General features: G+C 71.7%; 17 protein-coding genes. 7 read left to right on the forward strand and 10 right to left on the reverse strand.

Translation table 11 applies throughout. From position 1 onward, the window contains the following. Positions 1–334 precede the first annotated feature (334 nt). The 3 genes from Q1K57_RS05725 to Q1K57_RS05735 are packed head-to-tail and all read right to left on the reverse strand — an operon-like array spanning position 335 to position 3606. A complete protein-coding gene (locus tag Q1K57_RS05725; RefSeq protein ID WP_300079911.1) occupies positions 335–640 on the reverse strand; it encodes a hypothetical protein in 306 nt (101 codons plus the stop codon). Continuing rightward, positions 637–1491, reverse strand: a complete 855-nt coding sequence (locus Q1K57_RS05730) for a PRD domain-containing protein (protein WP_300079913.1) — start codon at positions 1489–1491, stop codon at positions 637–639. The genes Q1K57_RS05725 and Q1K57_RS05730 overlap by 4 nt, the downstream gene beginning before the upstream one ends. Positions 1492–1536: 45 nt before the next feature. Next, positions 1537–3606 carry a glucose PTS transporter subunit IIA gene (locus tag Q1K57_RS05735; RefSeq protein WP_300079989.1) on the reverse strand — a complete coding sequence of 690 codons (2070 nt, stop codon included), beginning with the start codon at positions 3604–3606 and terminating at the stop codon, positions 1537–1539. Between the two features lie 252 nt (positions 3607–3858). Between Q1K57_RS05735 and Q1K57_RS05740 the strand changes: the two genes are divergently transcribed. Beyond that, on the forward strand, positions 3859–4377 hold the full coding sequence (locus Q1K57_RS05740; protein WP_300079915.1) for a phosphoribosyltransferase family protein: 519 nt from the start codon (positions 3859–3861) through the stop codon (positions 4375–4377). A gap of 10 nt (positions 4378–4387) precedes the next feature. On the opposite strand, the gene Q1K57_RS05745 is transcribed toward Q1K57_RS05740, so the two are convergent. From Q1K57_RS05745 to Q1K57_RS05775, 7 genes are read right to left on the reverse strand one after another with little or no spacing between them, the layout of a single operon-like run. Next, positions 4388–5311 carry a hypothetical protein gene (locus tag Q1K57_RS05745; RefSeq protein WP_300079917.1) on the reverse strand — a complete coding sequence of 308 codons (924 nt, stop codon included), beginning with the start codon at positions 5309–5311 and terminating at the stop codon, positions 4388–4390. A gap of 13 nt (positions 5312–5324) precedes the next feature. Next, the gene (locus Q1K57_RS05750; protein ID WP_300079919.1) at positions 5325–5855 is read right to left on the reverse strand and encodes an isochorismatase family protein; all 531 of its coding nucleotides are present in this window, start codon (positions 5853–5855) and stop codon (positions 5325–5327) included. After that, on the reverse strand, positions 5855–7363 hold the full coding sequence (locus tag Q1K57_RS05755; protein WP_300079921.1) for a cytosine permease: 1509 nt from the start codon (positions 7361–7363) through the stop codon (positions 5855–5857). The genes Q1K57_RS05750 and Q1K57_RS05755 overlap by 1 nt, the downstream gene beginning before the upstream one ends. Positions 7364–7376: 13 nt before the next feature. After that, positions 7377–8297: a PfkB family carbohydrate kinase gene (locus Q1K57_RS05760; protein ID WP_300079923.1), complete on the reverse strand. Its 921-nt coding sequence runs from the start codon at positions 8295–8297 to the stop codon at positions 7377–7379. A 10-nt stretch (positions 8298–8307) separates the two neighbouring features. Then, positions 8308–9213, reverse strand: a complete 906-nt coding sequence (locus Q1K57_RS05765) for a MaoC/PaaZ C-terminal domain-containing protein (RefSeq protein ID WP_300079925.1) — start codon at positions 9211–9213, stop codon at positions 8308–8310. After that, entirely contained in the window at positions 9213–10616 is a 1404-nt protein-coding gene (locus Q1K57_RS05770) for a 3-oxoacyl-ACP reductase (RefSeq protein ID WP_300079927.1), read from the reverse strand. The genes Q1K57_RS05765 and Q1K57_RS05770 overlap by 1 nt, the downstream gene beginning before the upstream one ends. A 1-nt stretch (position 10617) precedes the next feature. Further along, positions 10618–11862, reverse strand: coding sequence for an acetyl-CoA C-acetyltransferase (locus Q1K57_RS05775; protein WP_300079929.1), 1245 nt, complete (start codon positions 11860–11862; stop codon positions 10618–10620). 83 nt (positions 11863–11945) lie between these two features. On the opposite strand from Q1K57_RS05775, the gene Q1K57_RS05780 reads away from it, so the two are divergent. From Q1K57_RS05780 to Q1K57_RS05805, 6 genes are all read left to right on the forward strand, one after another. Then, positions 11946–12572 carry a TetR/AcrR family transcriptional regulator gene (locus Q1K57_RS05780; protein ID WP_300079930.1) on the forward strand — a complete coding sequence of 209 codons (627 nt, stop codon included), beginning with the start codon at positions 11946–11948 and terminating at the stop codon, positions 12570–12572. Beyond that, entirely contained in the window at positions 12569–14572 is a 2004-nt protein-coding gene (locus Q1K57_RS05785; protein ID WP_300079931.1) for an acyl-CoA dehydrogenase, read from the forward strand. The genes Q1K57_RS05780 and Q1K57_RS05785 overlap by 4 nt, the downstream gene beginning before the upstream one ends. Before the next feature lie 16 nt (positions 14573–14588). After that, positions 14589–16052 carry a bifunctional ADP-dependent NAD(P)H-hydrate dehydratase/NAD(P)H-hydrate epimerase gene (locus tag Q1K57_RS05790; RefSeq protein WP_300079932.1) on the forward strand — a complete coding sequence of 488 codons (1464 nt, stop codon included), beginning with the start codon at positions 14589–14591 and terminating at the stop codon, positions 16050–16052. Then, positions 16053–17219: a M20 family metallopeptidase gene (locus tag Q1K57_RS05795; RefSeq protein ID WP_300079933.1), complete on the forward strand. Its 1167-nt coding sequence runs from the start codon at positions 16053–16055 to the stop codon at positions 17217–17219. Positions 17220–17351: 132 nt separating this feature from the next. After that, positions 17352–19136: an alpha-amylase family glycosyl hydrolase gene (locus tag Q1K57_RS05800; protein WP_300079935.1), complete on the forward strand. Its 1785-nt coding sequence runs from the start codon at positions 17352–17354 to the stop codon at positions 19134–19136. Between the two features lie 250 nt (positions 19137–19386). Further along, positions 19387–20346, forward strand: a complete 960-nt coding sequence (locus Q1K57_RS05805; RefSeq protein ID WP_300079937.1) for a hypothetical protein — start codon at positions 19387–19389, stop codon at positions 20344–20346. Positions 20347–20496: the final 150 nt, after the last annotated feature.

The following is a 20496-nucleotide window of genomic DNA, read 5'->3' on the forward strand; positions in this document are numbered from 1 at the left end:
TAACCATATAGTTACGCATTTGGCAAGGGGGCCCCGCCGTGGACACGCCGCTTGGGCGCATCCACGCCGGATCAGTGCAGAAACGCCGGTTGGGCTGGAGGGCACGCCGCTTGGGTGCAGAAACGCCGGGTGTGCGCGGCGTATCTGCACCCAAGCGGCGTGGTTGGCTGGGGAGCCCTCCAGGAGGGCGTCAGAGGAGCGTCGTGGCGAAGGCGATGATCGCGATCACGATCAGGGCCGGCCCGAGGTAGTGCAGCGGCACGAAGAACAAGGTGTTGTGGGTGCGCCACTGCTTGCGGGCCCGCAAGGTCTCGGCGGCGACGACGGCGTCCGCCTAATATCGCGCCTCGGCCAACGTCGTGAGCGGCGGGAAGCCCGGGGCGTGGAACACACCGGCGGCGACATGCCGCTCGACGTCGGCACGGATGAGTTCCGCGTGCTTCGCGGTGCGCCGGTCCGCGAGCCAGAAGTTCAGGACCCAGGCGAGGAGGCAGGTCAACACCCCGGCCACGCCGAAGACGATCCCCGTCCATTGCGCGCCGTCGGCCAGGCCGACCGTCGCATCCAGCAGGCTCGCGAGTCCCACCCCGACCCCAACGGTCAGGAAAGCGAGAATGCCCCAGCCGCGCCAGATGATCACGGGTGTCCCCTCTCCTCGTCGGTCGCCACGCGGGCGACGTGCAGGGTGAGATACGAGATCTCGTCCTCGGTCAACGGCGCGCCGAGCCGCAACTCGACGATACCGGCGAGCCGTTCCGCACAGCGCAACGCCTCGGGATACACGGCCCGGATGGCATCCCCGATGGTGGATCGCCCCTCGTCGAGCTGGCGGTGGGCATGGATGCGCACGAACAGGTAGCGCAGGTGGGTGATGAACCGGCCCACGCTCACCGAGTTCTCGTCGAGGGTGAAGCCGTAGCTGGTCTCGATGACGTCGATCATCTGCTGGATGACGCCCGTCATCGTGTAGGTGAAGCTGAGGTCGCCGGTCGTGAACCCGGCGTTGACGAAGTGCAACGCGAGCGCCACGGCTTCGCCGGGCGGCAGGGGCGTGTCGAGCCGGGCGTTCACCCCAGCCAGCAACTCCCGCGCCTGGGCGTACTCGTCGGCGTACAGGTGGGCCACCTCGGCAGCGAGCGGGTAGTCGATGTGCATGCCGAGCGCGATGCGGCGCACGGCGAACGCGACGTGGTCGGCCAGCGCGATGACGAGGGTGGGGGTGGACGCCGCCCGTCGCTCCAGTCCGGCATCGGCCAGGGCGGCCCCGACGATCTGGATGTACTCGGGCGGGATGCCGGCCAGGAGTTCTGCGAGGTGGTCGGGGTCGCGGCCGTCGGCGGCGCGGAACACCCGGACGACGCGGTCCTCACGGACCGCCTGGCCCGGCCGGGCCTGGAACCCCAGGCCGCGGCCGGTCAGGATGACCTCCTCACCCGAGCGGTCGTCCCGGGCGAGGACGACGTTGTTGTTGAAGACGCGGAGCAGTTCCATGGCTCAACAACCGGGCGAGGAGGTCACGGGTCGTGCAGAGGACGGTCAGCGAACCACGTCGATGACCGGGTCGCCCGCCGAGACGGACTGGCCGGCCAACGGCGTGACGGACGCCATCGCCTTGGTGTTGGTGACGGTCACGATGGTGGTCGTGTCGAAACCGGCGGTGCGGACGGCGTCCAGATCGACGTCGGCGAGCACGTCGCCCACGTTGACCCGGTCGCCCTTGGCGACCTTCACGCTGAAGCCGTCGCCCTTCATCTGCACCGTGTCGATGCCGACGTGCACCAGCACCTCGACGCCGTCGTCGGTCTTCAGCCCGAACGCGTGCCCGGTCTTGGTGACCGTGGCGAGCGTGCCGCCGACCGGCGCGACGACGCGGCCGTTGTCGGGACGGATGCCGACGCCCTCACCGAGCGCACGGGAGGCGAAGACCTTGTCCTCGACCTCGTCGAGCGTGACGACCTGGCCGGCCATCGGGGCCCCCACGAAGGTGGTGGCCTGGGCGTCCAGCACCGCAACCGGGGCAGCGGACGCCGCGGCCGCGGTTCCGGCGCCCGTGGCGGCCACCGCACCGGCGGTGGCGTCGCGGTGGCCGTGCGGGTGCAGGGCGTGCTCGCGCTCTTCTGCCTCACGGGCGAGTCGGGACTCCTCCTTCTGCTCCGGCGTGCGGTAGTCGGTGATGATGATGAGCATCATCGCGACGACGAACGCCACGGCGATCGCGATCGCGTACACCCACATCGGGGAGAAGACGGGGATCGTCAGCAGCGAGGTGAACGCGAACGCCGACGTGCGGACGCCGCCGAACGGCGAGCCGAGGATGGCGATCGTCAGACCACCGGCGAAGCAGCCCACCAGCATGCGCGGGTAGATCTTCTTGAACCGCAGGTGGATGCCGTAGAGCGACGGCTCGGAGATACCGCCGAGCAGGCCGGCGGCGAGAGCACCGGTGGCCGTCTGGCGCATCTGGGTCTCCTTGTCGCGCATGGCGATGAAGAGGACGCCGGCGGTCGCACCGAAGCAGGCGAAGTTCCACGTGCCCATCGGGCCCTGAATGAAGTCGTAGCCGAGGCTCTGGATGTTGGCGAGCATGAGCGCGTTGAGCGGCCAGTGCAGGCCGAGCGGCACCAGGAACGGGTACACCATCGGGATCAGGATCGCGAAGAGGAACGGCACGGTCGTGTTGAGCCAGTTGAGGCCGGTGCCGAGCGCGGTGCCCAGCCAGATGCCGAGCGGGCCGAGCAGGAACGCGGTCACGGGGATCATGATGACCATCGAGAAGAACGGCACGAACACCATCTGCACGTTCTCCGGGAAGATGCGCACGAGCGCCTTGTAGACGAGCGCGAGCACCGCGACCGTGATCAGCGGCACGAACACCTGGCCGCCGTAGCCGTTGAGCTGCATCGGCAGGCCGAAGATGTTGGCCACACAGGTCGGGTCGGCGCCCGGGATCGGGCTGGGCGTGCAGACCGTGTCGGCGAAGCGTTCGGTGCTCGACAGGCTGATGAACTCGGGGGTCATGACGGCGCCCATGACGGTCGCGCCCACCCACGGGTCGATGTTGAGCGCCTTGGAGGCGTTGTACGCCACCATGATCGGCAGGAAGTAGAACACCGACCGCCACATGGCGTCCACGAAGATCCAGGACGCGGCCTTGTCGGAGGCGCGGAAGTCGACGACGCCGAGGGCGTCGAGGACGGCCGCAAACGCGATGATGAGGGAGGCCCCCAGCAGCACGCCCAGGAGCGGGCGGAAGCTGTTGGACAGGTACTCGAAGAAGGCGTCGAGCCACGCCACCTTGCCGCGGGCTTTGGAGCGCGCGGCGGCCTTGACGTCGGCGTCCGACTGGGCGCCCATGCTCGACATCTGGGGGAGGTTCATGATGTCGGTGTACATGCCCTGAACGGCACCGCCGATGACGACCTGGTAGCGGTCGCCGCTCTGCGGCACGGCCCCGAGCACACCGGGGATCTTCTCGACGGCGGTCTGATCGATGCCCGACGCGTCCTTCAGCTCGAAGCGAAGGCGGGTCGCACAGTGGGTCAGGGCCGTGATGTTGCCAGGTCCGCCGACGGCGTCGACGATCTGGGCGGCTGCGCTGTCCTGCATTGTAGCCACTGGTCACTTCCTTTGTCTGCCAGCATCCCGGGCACAAAAAAAGACCTGCGGGAGGGTACGCGGAAGTACCGTCCCCAGGTCTTGCCCCTGTACCGGGTAGCAATCCGAGTGAGCGAACTGATGCTCGCGGAGCAATCTAGCACACAGATTCGGCCCAGGGCTGACGGCGTGGGCGTGTTGTCAAGACCCTCGGGGCCTGATTTGTCTCGACCTCGTACGACCGTGGCGTGGGAGAATCGACCCATGACTGACGCGACCATCAGCGACGTCGTTCTCAGCGCCGACGACATCCGAACCGGTGTGGCCCAGGTGGCTGCCCGCCTCAACGAGCGCTACGACAGCGCCGTCGTGATCACCGTCGTGCCCGGCGGGATCCTGCACACGGCCGACCTGGTGCGACAGCTCGACTTCGACGTGGCCATGGACTACATCTCCTGCCCCCACACACCGGGCGCGCGCAACAACGCCTCCCCGATCGTCTATCACGCCAACATCGACATCACCGGCCGCGACGTCATCGTGGTCGACGATGCGATCGAGTCCGGCGGAACGATGAAGCGACTCATCGAGTTCCTCGCGACCAACTATTCGCCCGCATCGCTGGCGGTCGCGGTGTTGTTCGTCAAGCCGGGCCGGGTCGACGTGGGTGCCGAAGCGTTCTACGCGTACGAGATGGATTCCGACGATCTCCTCGTGGGCTACGGCCTGCCCTGGAACGACCTCCACCGGAACCGGCCGAACGTCTCCAAGCTCCTGCGCTGACGAGGCGGCCTCAGCGCGCGTGCCCGACGACCCACGCGCCGTCGTCGGGCCGCAGCGCCTCGGCCAGGTCGACGAGACGCCGCCCCCTCCAGCCCGCGTTCTCCCCGGCGATGATCTCTGGCTCGGCAGCGAACAGGACGGCCCAGCCACCGCCCGGCACGGGCACGCAGACGCGGTCGATCGCGTCGACGCCGCCCGTCGGCGGCGGGTCGCCCAGGTGCCACGCGCGCAGGACCGAGCCGTCCCCGCAGGAGTCGAAGGCGTCGACGCGGTCCATGAGGACACGCACGGTCCCGGGCTGCCCGAGCTCGGTCGGGTCGTAGGCGAGGTAGGGGCCGGTCGGCGGCGGTTCGTGCACGACCGCGGAGACCACGAACTCATCGTGCCCGACGGGCGCCAGGATGCCCGCACCGTCGGTGCGCGCGGCCGCCACGGCACGCGACGCTGCCGCCACGGCCGACGTGCGGCCCACGACAAACACGCCGACCCCGACGCCCAGCACGAGCACGGCGCCGAGGATCCCGGACGCCAGCAGCCGCGGCCGGGTGGGCAGCCGGGAGGCCAGCACCGCCGCCAACGGCAGGATCGGCAGGAGCCACGGCCAGGAGCTCTCGATCGGGATGGCCAGCGCCGAGAAGGCCATCCCCCCGGCGACGACGCCCAACACGAAACCGGGGATGAACCACCATCGCAGCCCGCAGAACCAGCCGGCGACGCCGCCCAGCACCAGGCCGAGCGCCGCGCCCGCGATGGCGCCGTAGAGCGCGAGGCCGATGCTGCACAGGAACCCCTCGCACGGGATCCCCAACCCGACCAGGCCGAACAAGCTGTCGAGCACGGGGACGAACGCGAGGGTCGCGAGGGTGCCGAGCAGGATGCCGAGGGGTCCCCCGCCGAGGCGACGCGGCGCAGATGGACGGGCCGGGGTGGTCACGCGGCCCAGCCTCTCACAGGTCGGTGCTGCGCCTCACGGTGATCTGGGGCGGGTACAGCCCCATCACGGTGAGCGCGGCGGCGTGGTTCTCCACCGTCGAGCCGGCGCAGGCGTCGGACACGACGGTGAGGGTCGCGCCGGCGTCCGCAGCGGGCAGAGCTGTCGAGATGACGCAACAGTCGGTGGACACGCCCGTCAACACCAGCTCGGGCGTCTCCCCCACCACGGCGCGGAGGGCGTCCCACTTGCCGAAGGTGGGGGCGTCCAGCACGACAGCCTCCACATCGGCGAACTCATCGACGAGGTCGAAGTACGGGTCGGTCGCCGGCCGGTCGGCGAACGGCCACGCCTTCATGTAGGCCTCCCACGAGCCCGGACGCCGCCGCGGCGGGATCCAGCGGGTCAGGATGGTGCGTCCCTCGAAGCGCGGCAGCAGGGTCGCGATGACGCCGGCGGCGTCCGGCCACATCGGCGAGCCCCACGCGCTCGCCGGGTCCGCGAAGATGCGTTGCGGGTCGATCACCACGAGCCAGGGATCGGGCATCAGCGGCCCTCCTGGCGGCGCACCGTGCCGGCGCGCGCAGCGAGGGTGACGAGGAAGCCGAACACGAGGGCGAACAGGACGCCGAGGTTGGCCCACGGCCAGGTGCCGTCCCAAGTCTCGACGCCGTCGACGACGCTGCGCGCGCCCAGACCGAGGGGCTCCAGGAGGTACCCCTGCCAGTTGTTCCAGGCGGCGTCGGCGGCGAACTGGTTGATGACGAGGCCCCACCCGATGACCGTGGCGACCACGAGCGTGCCGATCGCGACCCAGTCGAACGCCCCGTAGCGGCCGCGCGGGTCGAAGAGCGCGGCCTCGTCGTAGTCGCGCTTGCGCAGGAGGATGTCGGCGATGAGGATGCCGGCCCACGCGGCCATCGGCACCCCCAGGGTGATGAGGAAGCTCTGGAACGGGCCGAGGAAGTTGTCGGCGAAGAACACGACGAAGATCGTGCCGGTCGTCAGGATGACGCCGTCGACGGCAGCGGCGGCCGGGCGCGGGATGGCGATGCCCAGGCTGAGCAGGGTGAGCCCCGAGGAGTAGATGCCGAGAACCGCGCCGGACACGAGGGCGAGCAGCGCCGTCAGCCAGAACGGAATGAGCACCCACGTGGGCAGGATCGCGGCCAGCGCCCCCACCGGATCGCCTGCGATCGCCTCGCTGAGGTTCGCGTCGGAGCCGGCGAGCAGCAGGCCGAAGACGACCAGGATCACCGGCGCCACCGAGCCGCCGAAGGTGTTCCAGAAGACGATGGAGCCGTCGGACGCCGTCCGCTTCTGGTAGCGGGACCAGTCGGCTGCAATATTGACCCAGCCCAGGCCGAACCCGCTCATGATCATGGTGAGCGCCCCGATGACGTTGCCGATCGACCCCGACGGCAAGGCGCTGACGGCGGCGAAGTCGATGTGCGGGATCGTGATGACCATGTAGAGGATCGTCACCGCTCCGGTGATCCAGGTGAGGATCGACTGCAGTTTCATGATCGTGTGGTAGCCCAGCACCGAGGCGACCACGATGAGCGCGGCGACGGCGACCGTCGCCCCGATCTGCACGCCGAGGCCGCCGCCCCAACCGAGGATCTCGAACACGGTCGACGTGGCGAGCACCGCCATGATCGCCAGGAACGTCTCCCAGCCGATCGACAGCAGCCAGCTCACGATGCCCGGCACCTTCTGGCCGTGCACGCCGAACGCGGCCCGGGACAGGATCATCGTCGGCACCGAGCCCTTCTTGCCCGCGATCGCGATCACGCCGCAGAGCGCGAAGCTCACGATGACACCCACCACGGCGACGAACACGGCCTGGCCGAAGCTCACGCCGAAGCCGTACACGAACGCGGCGTAACTCATGCCGAACACCGACACGTTGGCCGCGAACCACGGCCAGAACAGATCGCGAGGCTTCGCGGTGCGTTCGTCCTCGCGGATGATGTCGATGCCGTTGGTCTCGATCAGCCGGGCGGGTGCCGGATCTGCGGACGCCGCCTGGCGGGCGGTCTCGGGCGTGCTCATGCCCGGGATTCAATCACGCCGGGGGGACAAAGGCGTCGATCTCTGCGCGCGTCGGCGCCGTGGCCGGCCCGCGGCGGGTCACCTTGATCGCGCCGCCGATGTTGGCGCGCCGGCACGCCTCCACCCAGCCGGTGCCGCGCGCGACCTCGGCGAGCAGCACGCCGGTGTGCGCATCGCCGGCTCCGTTGGTGTCCACGGCGTCCTGCGGGAAGCCCGGGACGACGGTGGTCGTGCCGTCGGCGTGCACCGCGCACCCGGCCGGCCCGTCGCGGACGATGGCGACGGCGTCCGGGTAAAGGAGTCCGGCGAGGGCGCGGGCGGTGGCGGCCATGCCGCGTTCGGGCGTGAGGGCCTCGGCCTCGGCGAGGTTGGAGGTCCAGATGCTCGTGCGGGCGAGCATGGCGGCGCGCGTGGACTCCGGGAGGCCGGCGAACACGGCGCCGGGGTCGAGCACGACGCCCACGCCGGCGGGCAGCGTGGCGAGCCAGGCCTCGAGGGGCTCGCGGGTGGCGTCGACGGCGAGGGTGTAGCCCGTGATGCAGACGAGGTCGCCGGGCCGCGGTGCGCTGGCGGCGAGCGCGGCGACGGACAACCGCCGTTCGGCGCCGAGGGTGGTCACGAAGGTACGTTCGCCGTCGGCCTCGACGAGGACGAGGCAGAGCCCCGTGTCGGCGTCCGGGACGGCGGGGGCGGACCAGGTGGCCCCTTCGGCGGCGAGGGCGGTGCGGATCAGGTCGCCGTTGCGGCCGGTGCCGATGACGCCCGCCTGCACGCATTCGGCGCCCGACCGAGCCGCCGCGACGAGGATGTTCACCGATCCGGCGGCGGCCACGTCCCAACTGGTCGCCATGACGTTCTGCCCGCGCTCCGGAAGGGCGGGGACGCGCGCGACGGCGTCCACGAGCGCCTGCCCGGTGTGGATGATGCGCGGCACGCGCCGCAGCCTAGCGAGCGGTGCCGATCAGGTGCGGCTTGTCCTCGCGCCCGAGCACGGCGAACCGGACGCCGTCGCTCGCGTCGTTCGCAGCGAAGCCCACCCGGCCGGGGAGGAGGATCGGCTTCGTGAACCGCACGGCGACCGTGTACGCGTCGGGGAGACGCCCCTCCAGGGCGGACAGGCAGCGCGCGTGCGTCCACATGCCGTGCGCGATGGCGCGCTTGAACCCGAACACCTTCGCGCTCGCCGCGCTGAGGTGGATCGGGTTCACGTCCCCGGACACGGCGGCGTAGTCTCGGCCGAGATCTGCCGGCAGACGCCACGTCTGAGCGCGCCGCCGATCGGGCTCGTCGAGATCACGGGGCTCCTGCCGATCGAGCTGGTCGAGATCAGGAGTCCCGCCCGGCGCGACCGGTGGGGTCGTCTCGGCCAGCGGACGGGGCAGGCGGGCGAGATAGGTACTCCGGCCGGACCAGACGATGTCGCCGCGGACCCGCACCTCCTCGACGAGGTCGAACAGGGCGCCCTTCGCGTGCGGCCGCAGGCCGTCGGCACGGACCATGAGGTCGAGTTCCTCCGCGACCCCGACACCCCGGTGGATGGTCATCGTGTTGGCCACGTGCACGAGCCCGGCGGGCGCGAAGGGGAAGCTCCGCTCGGCGAGGATCGCCGCCTGCAGCGGGAACGTCTGGACGTGCAGCCAGGTGGGCGGCACGTGATCGCGGAGCGTGAACCCGCACACCCGGTCGTAAGCGGCGAGCCGGTCGAGGTCCTGCCGGTGCCGGGCGACGCGCGCCACCTTGTCCGGAAGGACGGGCGCGGCCGCGGGGCGGCGTCCGACATGGTTGGCCATCGCCCGCAGGAGGAGCGGCGTCACGTCGGGGACGGTGCGGAAGGCGAGGGTGGTGGCCATCAGGCTCCGATCAGGTTCTGCCCGCAGACGCGCACGATCTGTCCGTCGACGCCCCCGGACGCCGGGTCGCACAGGTAGGCGATGGTCTCCGCGACGTCGACCGGCAGGCCGCCCTGGTTGAGCGAGTTCGTGCGGCGGAACACCTCGCGCTGCACGAACGGGATCGCCGCGGTCATCTCGGTCTCGATGAAGCCGGGCGCGACCGCGTTGACGGTGATCGGCCGGTCGGCGAGCGCCGCCGATTCGGCCCATGTGAGGCCCATCACGCCCGCCTTGGACGCCGCGTAGTTCGTCTGCCCCTTGTTGCCCGCCCAGCCGGACGTGGATGCGATGCCCACGATGCGGCTGTTGGCGGCGAGCCCCCCGGGCAGGTCGGGGTCGAGGAGGGTATGGTTCATGCGGATCTCCGCGGCCAGGTTGACCTCCAGCACGGACGCCCACAGCTTCTCGTCCAGGTTGGCGAGCATCTTGTCGCGGGTGATGCCGGCGTTGTGGACGATCGCCCAGATGCGGGCCTGCGGGCCGTGCACGGACGCCACATGTGCGGCGATACGGTGGCCGGCTCCGTCGGTGGTGATGTCGAGTTGGAGCGCCGACCCCCGCACCTCGTTGGCGACCTTCGCGAGGGCGTCGCCGGCAGCGGGCACGTCGACGGCGACCACCTTCCCCCCGTCGCGGGCGAAGGTGCGCGCGATGTCGGCCCCGATGCCGCGGGCGGCGCCGGTGACCACGACGATCTTGTCGGCGAACGGACGGGTCGGGACGTGGTCGTCGGGCACCGTGTCGCCGCTCTTGGCCGGGCCGATCCGCCACGTCTGGCCGTCGACGAACGCCGACCGCCCCTCGAGCAGGAACGACAGCGTGGAGCGCAGGTCGGCGGCGGTCGTCCCGGCGCGCAGGAACAACAGGTTGGCGGTGGAGCCGTCGCGCAGTTCCTTCCCGACGGTCCGGTTGATCCCGTCGATCGCCTGGGCGACCGCTTTGGCCTCCAGCCCGTCGACGGCAGCGGCGTCCATGGCGAGGATGACGATGCGTCCGGACTTCTCCAACCCGCGCATCACCGGCCGCAGCACCTGGCGCAGCAGTTCCAGCTGGCCGATCTCGCGGACGCCGGTGGCGTCGATCACGAGCGCCCCGGGCCGGACGCCGTAGCGCGGCGGCTGGGCGCGGCCCCGGTCGTCCTCCGTGCGGGCCTCGGGGACATCGAAGAGCGGCTCGGCCGGGTGGACGCCGGCGAGGGCAAGGGCCTCGGCACCGATGCCGCCGCCGGGCAGTTCGGCGAGGACGACCGGGCCGATCGGCAGGACGCGTCCCCGGCGCAGCGTCGGCGGTTCGGCGAGGCCGGCACGGCCCGCGACCTGCTTGCCGAGGGGCGTGCGGTAGAGCTTCTCGAGCAGGCTCATGTCAGACCGCCTCGAGGATCGCGGTGACGGCCTGGCCACCGGCGGCACACACCGAGATGAGGCCCTTCGCCCCCGGGCCCTTCTGGGCGAGCAGCTTGGCGAGGGTCGGCACGATGCGGGCGCCGGTCGCGGCGAACGGATGGCCGGTGGCGAGCGAGCTGCCGTGGGCGTTCAGGCGGGCCGGCTCCACCGTGCCGTGGCCGTCGCGCTCGAGTTGGGCGAGGGTGGCGAGCACGGTGGCGGCGAACGCCTCGTGGATCTCGACGAAGTCGAAATCGGCGAGCGTCAGGTTGTTGCGCTCCAGCAGCACGGGGATGGCCCGGGCGCCGGCGATGAGCAGCCCCTCGGCTCCCGTGACGTAGTCGGTGGCCGCGACGTGGGCGTCCACGACGCGGGCCAACACGGGCCAGTGGTGATCGCGTGCCCACCCCTCGTCGGCGAGCAGCACGGTGGCGGCACCATCGGTGAGCGCGGTCGAGTTGCCGGCCGTCATCGTGCCGTCAGCGCCCCCGAAGACCGGCTTGAGTTTGGCGAGCGCCTCGGAGGTGGTGTCGGGCCGGAGGATCGTGTCGCGGGTGACCTTCAGGAAAGGGGTCACGAGGTCGTCGAAGAATCCCGCGTCCCACGCCCGGGCGAGGTTTCGGTGCGAGGCGAGGGCGAGGGCGTCCTGCGCCTCGCGGGTGATGCCGTATTCGGCCGTCGTGAGCGCCTGGCTCTCCCCCATCGACAGTCCGGTGCGCGGCTCGACCACCGCGGGTGGCACCGGCGCGAGGTGCTGCGGCCGGATCGTCGCGAACGCCTTGAGCCGCTCCGGAAGGCTGCGCGCCCGGCTCGCCTTCAGCAGCGGCCGGCGCAACCCCTCGGAGACGACGATGGGGGCGTCCGACGCGCTGTCGACGCCGCCGGCGATGCCGGTGTCGGCTTGGCCGAGCCGGATCTTGTTGGCCACGTAGATCACCGCCTCGAGCCCGGTGCCGCAGGCCTGCTGCAGGTCGCAGGCAGGCGTGTGCGGGTCGAGAGCAGAGCCGAGCACGGCCTCGCGGGTGAGGTTGAAGTCGCGGGTGTGCTTGAGCACGGCGCCGGCGACGACCTCCCCCACGGTCTGGCCGGCCAGCCCGAACCGCGCGACGAGCCCGTCGAGTGCCGCGGTGAGCATGGCGGAGTTGGACGCCGCGGCGTACTGCGTGCCCGCCTTCGCGAAGGGGATCCGGTTGCCGCCGACGACGACGGCGTTGCGCTCTGCCATGGGTTCTCCTGTGAACGTGATCGGAGCCAGATGTCCGGAACCCACGGTAGCAGGTACTGCAAGTTTCGGGTACTCTCGGTGTCATGACCACCACCGACGGGCGCGCCACGCGCTGGGCCGAGCACAATCTCGCCCGGCGAACCGAGCTCGTCGAGGCCACCCTGCGGGCGATCCGCAAGCACGGCCACACGGTCGGCATGGAGGAGATCGCGGCCTCCGCGGGCACCTCGAAGACCGTCTTCTACCGCCACTTCGGCGACCGCAACGGTCTCTATGCGGCCGTCGTCGAGAGCGTGCACACGTTCATCCGCGGCAACCTCGACCGGCCGCTCAGCGCCGCCCTGCCGCCGGCAGACCTCGTCACCGAGCTCGCCGACGCCTACCTGGCGGTCGTCGAGGGCGACGTGGAGATCTATCGGTTCGTGACGAACCGCCCTGCGGGGTCGCCCGACCCCGTCCTCGGCATCACCAACCGGATCGGCGACGAGGTGGCGGCCGCGTTCGGCGCCTGGCTCACCGACCACGGCCTCGACCCGGCCCCCGCCAGCACGTGGGGTCACGGCGTCACCGGGTTCGTCTGGGCCGTCGCCGACCGGTGGATCCTGACCGACCTGCGCCGCCCGCGCGCCGACATCGTCGCGTTCGTCGCCCAGCTCTTCGCCCCCGCATTCGCCCACCAGAACCGCACTGACGAAGGAGTCAACGCATGAGCACCAGCCCCACCGGCCAAGCCCTGTCCACGGCCCTGGACGGCCCGTTCCGCGCCATCAAGCAGCGGTGGCGCGACGAGGTCACCGCGGACGACATCGTCCGCGACCCGGCCCTCTCCCTCCCCGACGCGCGGGAGTGGACGCTCGACCGGCTCGTCAGGCTCGCGGGTCGCAAGCTCGCTGTCGCCGGGTTCCCGGCCGAGCACGGGGGCACCGGGCCGCAGTCGGAATCGGTCGCCCACTTCGAGATGCTCGCCCTGGGCGACCTCAGCCTGACCATCAAGTCGGGCGTCCAGCACGGGCTCTTCGGCGGCGCGATCGTCAACCTGGGCACGCAGTGGCACCACGAGACGTTCCTCCCCCAGGTCATCAGCGTCGAGATGCCGGGCGCGTTCGCCATGACCGAGCTCGGCCACGGCTCCGACGTGTCGTCCATCGAGACGACGATCACCTACGTGCCCGAGACCGACGAACTCGAGGTCAACTCGCCCACGCCCAGCTCGACGAAGGCCTACCTCGGCAACGCCGGCCAGCACGGCCAGTGGGCCACGGTCTTCGGCCAGCTCGAGGTCAACGGCGAGAACCAGGGCGTCCACGTGGTCCTGGTGCCGATCCGCGACCACGCCCTCGCCGACCTGCCGGGCGTGACCACCGGCGACCAGGGGCACAAGGGCGGCCTGCTCGGCGTCGACAACGGCACCATCCGGTTCGACCACGTCCGCGTCCCGCGCCGCCACCTGCTCGACAAGTTCGGCGGCATCGGCGACGACGGCGCCTACCACTCCCCGATCGAGTCCAAGAACGCCCGGTTCTTCACCATGCTCGGCACGCTGGTCCGGGGCCGCATCTGTGTGGGCGGCGGGGCGGCGTCCGCGACCCGCAAGGCGTTGAGCATCGCCACCCGCTATGCGCTGCAGCGCACCCAGTTCCGGCAGCCGGGCCTGGGTGAGGAGATCCTGCTGCTCGACTACCAGACCCATCAGCGCAAGCTGCTGCCCAACATCGCGCGCGCCTACGCGTACGGGTTCGCGCAGAACGAGATGGCGCTCGCGCTGCAGCGGGTGATCGACGCCGACGGCGCCGACCCGGTCGCCGCCCGCGAGTTGGAAACCCGCGCCGCCGGCATGAAGGCGCTGCTGACGCGCTGGGCGAACGACACGATCCAGCTGTGCCGCGAGGCGTGCGGGGGTGCCGGCTATCTGAGCGAGAACGGCCTGACGCTGCTGCGGCAGGACGCCGACGTGTTCGCCACGTTCGAGGGCGACAACACGGTGCTGCAGCAACTCGTCGCCAAGGCGCTGCTGCTGGACTACAAGAAGACCTGGGGCGACATGGACCTGCGCGGCACCGCTCAGGCGACCGCCCGGATGGTCGGCGGCTCCGTCCTCGAAAGGACGACCGCACGCTCCGTCATCGACCGGCTCGTGCTGAGCGCCCGCAACCTGGGCGGCGACCCGATGCGCAAGCGCGGCTGGCACGTCCAGCTGTTCGAGGACCGCGAGGCGCACGTCGTCGAGGGGCTCGCCAAGCGCATGCGCGCCGCCGGCAAGGCGCCCGCCGAGAACGCGTTCGCGGCCGTCAACGCCTGTCAGGAGCACATGCTGAACGCCGCCCGCGCCCACACCGACCGGGTCGTGCTCGAGGCGTTCATCGAGGGCATCGAGGAGACCAGGGATCCCTACATCCGCTCGATCCTCAACCAGGTCTGCGACCTGTTCGCCCTGGCCACCCTCGAGGAGCACCGCGCCTGGTACATGGAACACGACCGCTTCGACGGCAACCGCAGCCGCGAGATCAGCCAGGCCGTCGACGACCTCATCGTCGAGCTCCGGCCGGTCGTCCTCGAGCTCGTCGGGGGCCTCGGTGTGCCGGAGGGCTGGCTCAACTCGGCCATGCTCGCCGACGCGGGCGGCCAGCGGCAGCCGGCCGAGCAGGGCACTTCGCCGGTCGAGCAGGGCACCGCGCCGGTCGAGCAGGTCGAGACCAAGGTCGCCTCCTGAGTCCTAGGCTGGCGGCATGCAGCCCGTCGTGAGCGCCCAGGCCATCCGGGACGCCGAGCAGGCGTGGTTCGCCGCCCACCCCGGCGGCGACCTCATGGCACGCGCCGCGCACGAGGTGGCGCGGGCCGCCGCCGAACTGGTGAGCTTGGCCGGCTGGTACGCCGAGCCGCCCGAGCCGGTGCCGGACGCCCCCCGGGTGGTCCTCGCGGTGGCCGGTCCGGGCAACAACGCCGGCGACGCGCTCTTCGCTCTCGCCGAACTGCCCGCGCTGGTCGACTCCGACCTCGAGTTCGTCGTCTGGCGCTGCGCAGGAGTCACCCACGCGGCCGGCCTGGCTGCCGCCCTCGCGGCCGGCGCGCGCGAGGTGGACGCCGCCGGTGCGCTCGCGCTGGCAGCCCACGCCGCGTTGGTCATCGACGGCGTGTCCGGTCTGGGCGGTCGCCCGGGGTTGGACGCCGACGTCCAGGCCGTCGCGGACGCCGCCGCCGACGCCGGCGTGCCGGTCCTGGCCGTCGACCTCCCGAGCGGGCTGGTGGCCGACAGTCACGTCGCCCACCCGAGCTTCAGCGCGACCATGACCGTCACGTTCATCGCCCACAAGCTCGCCCACGTGGCCCAGCCGGCGGCGTCGCGCTGCGGACTGGTGCGGCTGGCCGACATCGGGGTGGCGGCGCCGGCGTCCGATCTCGAATCGATCGAAGAGGCCGACTGCACCGCCTGGTTCCCCTGGCCGGGCGCGACGTCGGACAAGTATGCCCGCGGCGTCGTGGGCCTCGACACCGGCACCGACGCCTACCCCGGCGCCGCCGTGCTCGGGGCGGCGGGCGCCCTGTGGTCGGGGGCCGGGATGGTGCGCTACGCGGGCCCACGGCGTCCGGCCGACCTCGTCCTGGCCGCACACCCGAACGTCGTCGTGGCGGTCGATCCGGACGATCCGGGCCGGGTGCAGGTGTGGGTGTGCGGCTCGGGGTGGCCGGGAGGCGACTCGGCGCGCCTCGATCGGCGGGTGGGCGACGGCGTCCCGCTCGTGGTGGACGCCGGCGCGCTCGACGCGCTGCCGGACGCCCTCCCGGCGGGCTCGGTCCTCACGCCGCACGCCGGTGAGCTCGCCCGGCTGCTCGGGGTCACGCGGGCCGAGGTGGAGACCGACCCGATCGGGCATGCCCGCCGGGCGGCGGCGTCCACGGGGGCGACGGTGCTGCTCAAGGGCGCCTCGCAGTACGTGGTGTCCCCCGGCGGCGGGGTGCTCGTCGCCCGGCCGGGGCTCGCGTGGACCGCGACGGCCGGCTCGGGCGACGTGCTCGCCGGGGCTGTCGGCACCTTCCTGGCCGCCGGACTGCCGCCGGAGCGGGCAGCCGCACTCGCGGCGTCCCTGCAGGCGGAGACGTCGCGGGTGGTGGCGTCGGCGCCGATCCCGCCGGAGCGCCTGGCGGCCGAGTTCGCGCGCGTCATCGACCACTGGGGCGCTAACCTCCCGTGAGTGAGCTCCGACCTGCTAAACGCCTTCGTCGCGGGGATCGACGCGCTGCTGCCTGAGGCGGCGTCGCTGCGCCGCGCCATCCATGCCGACCCGCACCTCGGCGGCGACGAGGGCGACACGCGCGACGCGATCACAGCGGCGGCAGATTGGCTCGACTGGACGCCCGTCGCCGAGACCGGCGCCTGGGCACGGACCGGACCCGACGGGCCCGCCGTCGGGCTGCGCGCCGAACTGGACGCGCTGCCCATCACCGAGGCGACCGGCGTCGAATGGGCGTCGGGGCGGCGCGGCATCATGCACGCCTGCGGCCACGACGTACACATGGCGGCGCTGTGGGCGGTCATGACGGTCGCGCGCGACCTCGACCTGCCGGTGGCGATGGTGCCGATCCTGCAGCCGCGCGAGGAACTGAACCCGCCTGGGGCGTCCGACGTGGTCGCCTCGGGGATTCTCGAGGACGCCGACGTGCGGGCGATGGTCGGGGTGCACGTGCAGCCGGCCGTGGAGCGCGGGCTCGTGTCGACCGGAGCCGGCGCGGTGAACGCCGCCTTCGACGGCTTCGACATCACCATCACGGGGCGAGGCGGCCACGGGGCCTACCCGCACGCGGCGGTGGATCCGATCACCGTGCTCGCGTCGATCGTCACCGCGCTCGGCGGCATCACGCAGCGGACCGTCGATCCGCTCAACCCTGCCGTCGTGTCCGTGGGCCTGTTCCAGGGGGGCACCGCGCCGAACATCATCGCCGACACGGCCACCTGCTCCGGCAGCATCCGGACCTTCCAGGAGTCCGACCGGTCCAACATCCACGACGCCATCACCCGGTTGGCGGAGGGCACGGCGATCGCGCGGGGGGCGTCCGCGACCGTGCAGTTCACCCGCGGTGGTCCGGCGGTCGTGAACGACCCGCGGCTCGTCGCCGGCGCGGACGCGTTGCTGAAGGGCTTGGGCATCCCGGTCGCCGACGTGCCGTTCCGCTCGTGCGGGTCGGACGACTTCTCCGAGTACGGCGAGATCGTGCCCAGCCTGATGAGCTTCATCGGCACCGGGACGGGCGACGGCGTGAGCCTCCACTCCGCGAAGTTCCTGCCCGGGCGCGGCGCGATGCGGTTGAGCGCCATCGCCCTGGCGGCCAACTACCTCGCCGCGGCCGAGACCCTGCGCTGACCCCGCCGGTCGAGCCCGCGAGACCCAGTCCTGATCTGGCCGGCCGCGCTCTCTCCTGTCCCGCCGGCCCCGCTTGAACGGTGGCATACAGTGGCCGCCGTGCCTGCCGTTCGCCCCTCCCCACAAGCGGGAATGGGAGCGGTTCCGGACGACGGGGGCGTCACGTTCCGCGTGTGGGCGCCGAACGCACGCCACGTCGCCGTCATCGGCGACTTCTGCGACTGGCAGACCACCCGCAAGCAGATGCTCGCGCCCGACAACGCCCGGTCGGGCACGTGGTCGGCGTTCGTGCCGGGGGCTGTACCGGGCACCGAGTACCGCTTCCTGATCCGTCGGGGAGGGCCGTACCTGTGGCGCATGGATCCGTACGGCCGCCAGGTCACCGGGTCGCGGGGCAACTCGGTCGTGTTCGACCCGGCGTCGCTGGACTGGGGGTCCGACGCCTACGTCTCGCCCGGGTGGGACGAGATCGTCCTCTACGAGTTGCACGTCGGGACCTTCGCGGCGGACGCCCGCGGTGCGGGCACGTTCGACAAGGCGATCGGCCGGCTGGAGCACTTGGCGTGGCTGGGCGTCAACGCGGTGGAGGTGATGCCGCCGTTCGAGTTCGCCGGAACGGTCAGCTGGGGCTACAACCCGTCGCACGTGTTCGCGATCGAGTCGTCCTACGGCGGGCCGCACGCGTTCGCCCGGTTCGTGCGGGAGGCCCACCGGCTGGGCATCGCCGTGTTCCTCGACGTCGTGCACAACCACCTCGGCCCTACCGACCTCGATCTCTGGCGGTTCGACGGCTGGCGCAAGGGCGGCTGGGGCGGCGTCTACTTCTACAACGACCGCCGCGCCCTGACGCCGTGGGGGGCGACGCGCCCCGACTACGGGCGCTCGCAGGTGCGCCGGTTCCTGCGCGACTCGGCGGTCATGTGGCTAGAGGACTTCCGCGTCGACGGGTTGCGCTTCGACGGCACGAACTTCATCCGGTCTCGCTGGGGGGACACGCGCGACCCGGCGGCGTATTTGCGCGGCGGCCACGCGTACCTGGCGGCGCTCACCGCCGACCTGCGCGAACGGCAGCCGTGGAAGCTGCTCGTCGCGGAGGACATGCAGCTCGACCCGGTCGTGACGCGGTCGTCGGCGGCTGGCGGGTTGGGCTTCCATGCGCAGTGGGACGCCGGCTTCGTCCACCCGGTGCGTGCGGCGCTGGAGACGCCGCGCGACGAGGACCGCAACCTGTACGCCGTCGCCCACGCGTGGCTGGGCCACTATCTTTCGGCGCCCCACGAGCGGGTGGTGTTCACCGAGAGCCACGACGAGGTGGCCAACGGCCGGTCGCGGCTGCCGGAGACGATCACGCCGGGAGCGGCCGATTCGTGGCACGCGCGCAAGCGATCGGCACTCGGGTTGGCGTTGACGCTCACCGCCGTCGGGTTGCCGATGCTGTTCCAGGGCCAGGAGTTCTGCGAGGACCAGTGGTTCTCCGATCGCCGGGCACTGTCGTGGGAGAAGGGCAACCACCACCACGGGTTCTTGCTGCTGGTGCGCGACCTCGTGCGGCTGCGCCGCAACGTCGATCGCACGACGGGCGGCCTGCACGGCCCGCACGCGAAGATCCTGCGCGTCGACCCCCACCACGGCGTCCTCGTCCTGCACCGATGGCACCGCGGCGGCCCCGGCGACGACACGATCGTCGTGGTCAACCTCTCCACGCGCACGCACGGCCACTACCCCGTCGGGTTCCCGGCGTCCGGTCGCTGGCGCCTCCGCGTCAACACGGACGCCCCCACCTACGGCCCCGACTTCGGCGCCGTGGTCACCACCGACGTGGACGCGACGAACTGGTGGTGCGACGGCTACCCCGCCGGCTCCCACGTCGCCCTGGGCCCGTACACGGCGTTGGTCTTCTCCCAGGATCCCGCCTGACTCTCCCCGCCCGTGTGGCAGTTGGGGACCACCCCCGTGTGGCGGTTGGGGCTCACGTTTGGAGCGCTGCAGCGCCCTCTTCGTGAGCCCCGACTGTCGCACGGGGGTGGTCCCCAACCGTCGCACGGGGCAGGGAAGCCGAACCGGCGGCGTCCGACGGGCCTGTGGACAACGCACCCGAGCCCCAGAAGTTGTCCACAATCTGCCTCATCGTGACGGATTCGGGCCTCTGCGGGCGAATGTGAAGGGCGTGAACGACAACGGCTTTCCCGACCTGCCGCACCAGCGCGGCTTCGCGACCCGGCGCCAGCTTCTGGACGCCGGATCCACCCCCTCCGCGCTCCGCCAGCTGTCGCGGAACGGGCACCACGTCGCCCGGGCGGTCTACGGCGCCGACGGGGGCGCCCTACGGGAGGAGGATCGCGTGATCGCCGGCTACCTGTGGGCCGGCAAGAGCGCGGTGCTGACCGGAGTCAATGCCCTCATCCGCCTCGGCATCGCGGTGCCCCGGCCGGCCACGGTGATCTGTTTCCTCGTGGTGGCGGGGGCCCGCAACAGGCGACACATCCAGGGCTTCCGCACCATCCGCACCCGGCGTCCCCCCAAGGCTCGCCCGCGCTACGGCGTCCCGACCGCCCCCATCGAACGCGCTCTCGCCGATGCGGGGCGGCATCGCGAGTTGACGGCGTCCGAGCTGAAGGGCCTGACGATCGCCGTGCTGCAACGGCGCCTCACCACGCCCGAGCGCCTCGTTGCCGAGCTCGAGGCGGGCGGCACCCTCGGCGTCACCGGCGTGCGACAAGGGCTGATGGCTTTCTGTGACGGGTCGTGGTCGGTGCCGGAGGCGACGCTCGCCGGAGCCGTCGCAGAACACTCCGACCTGCCGGTCATGCTGGCCAACCCCACACTCCTGGACGCCGCCGGTGCGGTCATCGGCGTCCCGGACGGGTACTTCCCGGACGCCGGCGTCGTCGTCCAGGTCCATTCCCGCGCCTACCACGACGGGGTCACCGATGACGGTGACGACCGGTGGACCGCAACGGTCGAGGGGGACCTCCGCTACCCCGAGCACGGGCTCCTCGTCGTGCCCGTCACCCCCGAGACCCTGCGCGACTCCCTCCCCGGCTTCCTCGATTCGCTCGCCGCGATCCTGGCTACCCGCGATGGCCCGGCACCGAACGTCTTCGTTCGGACGCCCCCCGCCGCGTGACGCCCAAACCCCCGCCCACCCTGCCTCCCTGTGTGGCAGTTGGGGACCCCCCCCGTGCGACAGTCGGGGCTCACGAAGAGGGCGCTGCAGCGCCCAAACCGTCTGCCCCAACCGCCACAGGGGGGTGGTCATCAACTGCCACACGGGCGG

Source organism: Propioniciclava sp., assembly GCF_029977985.1.
Taxonomy (GTDB): Bacteria; Actinomycetota; Actinomycetes; order Propionibacteriales; family Propionibacteriaceae; genus Propioniciclava.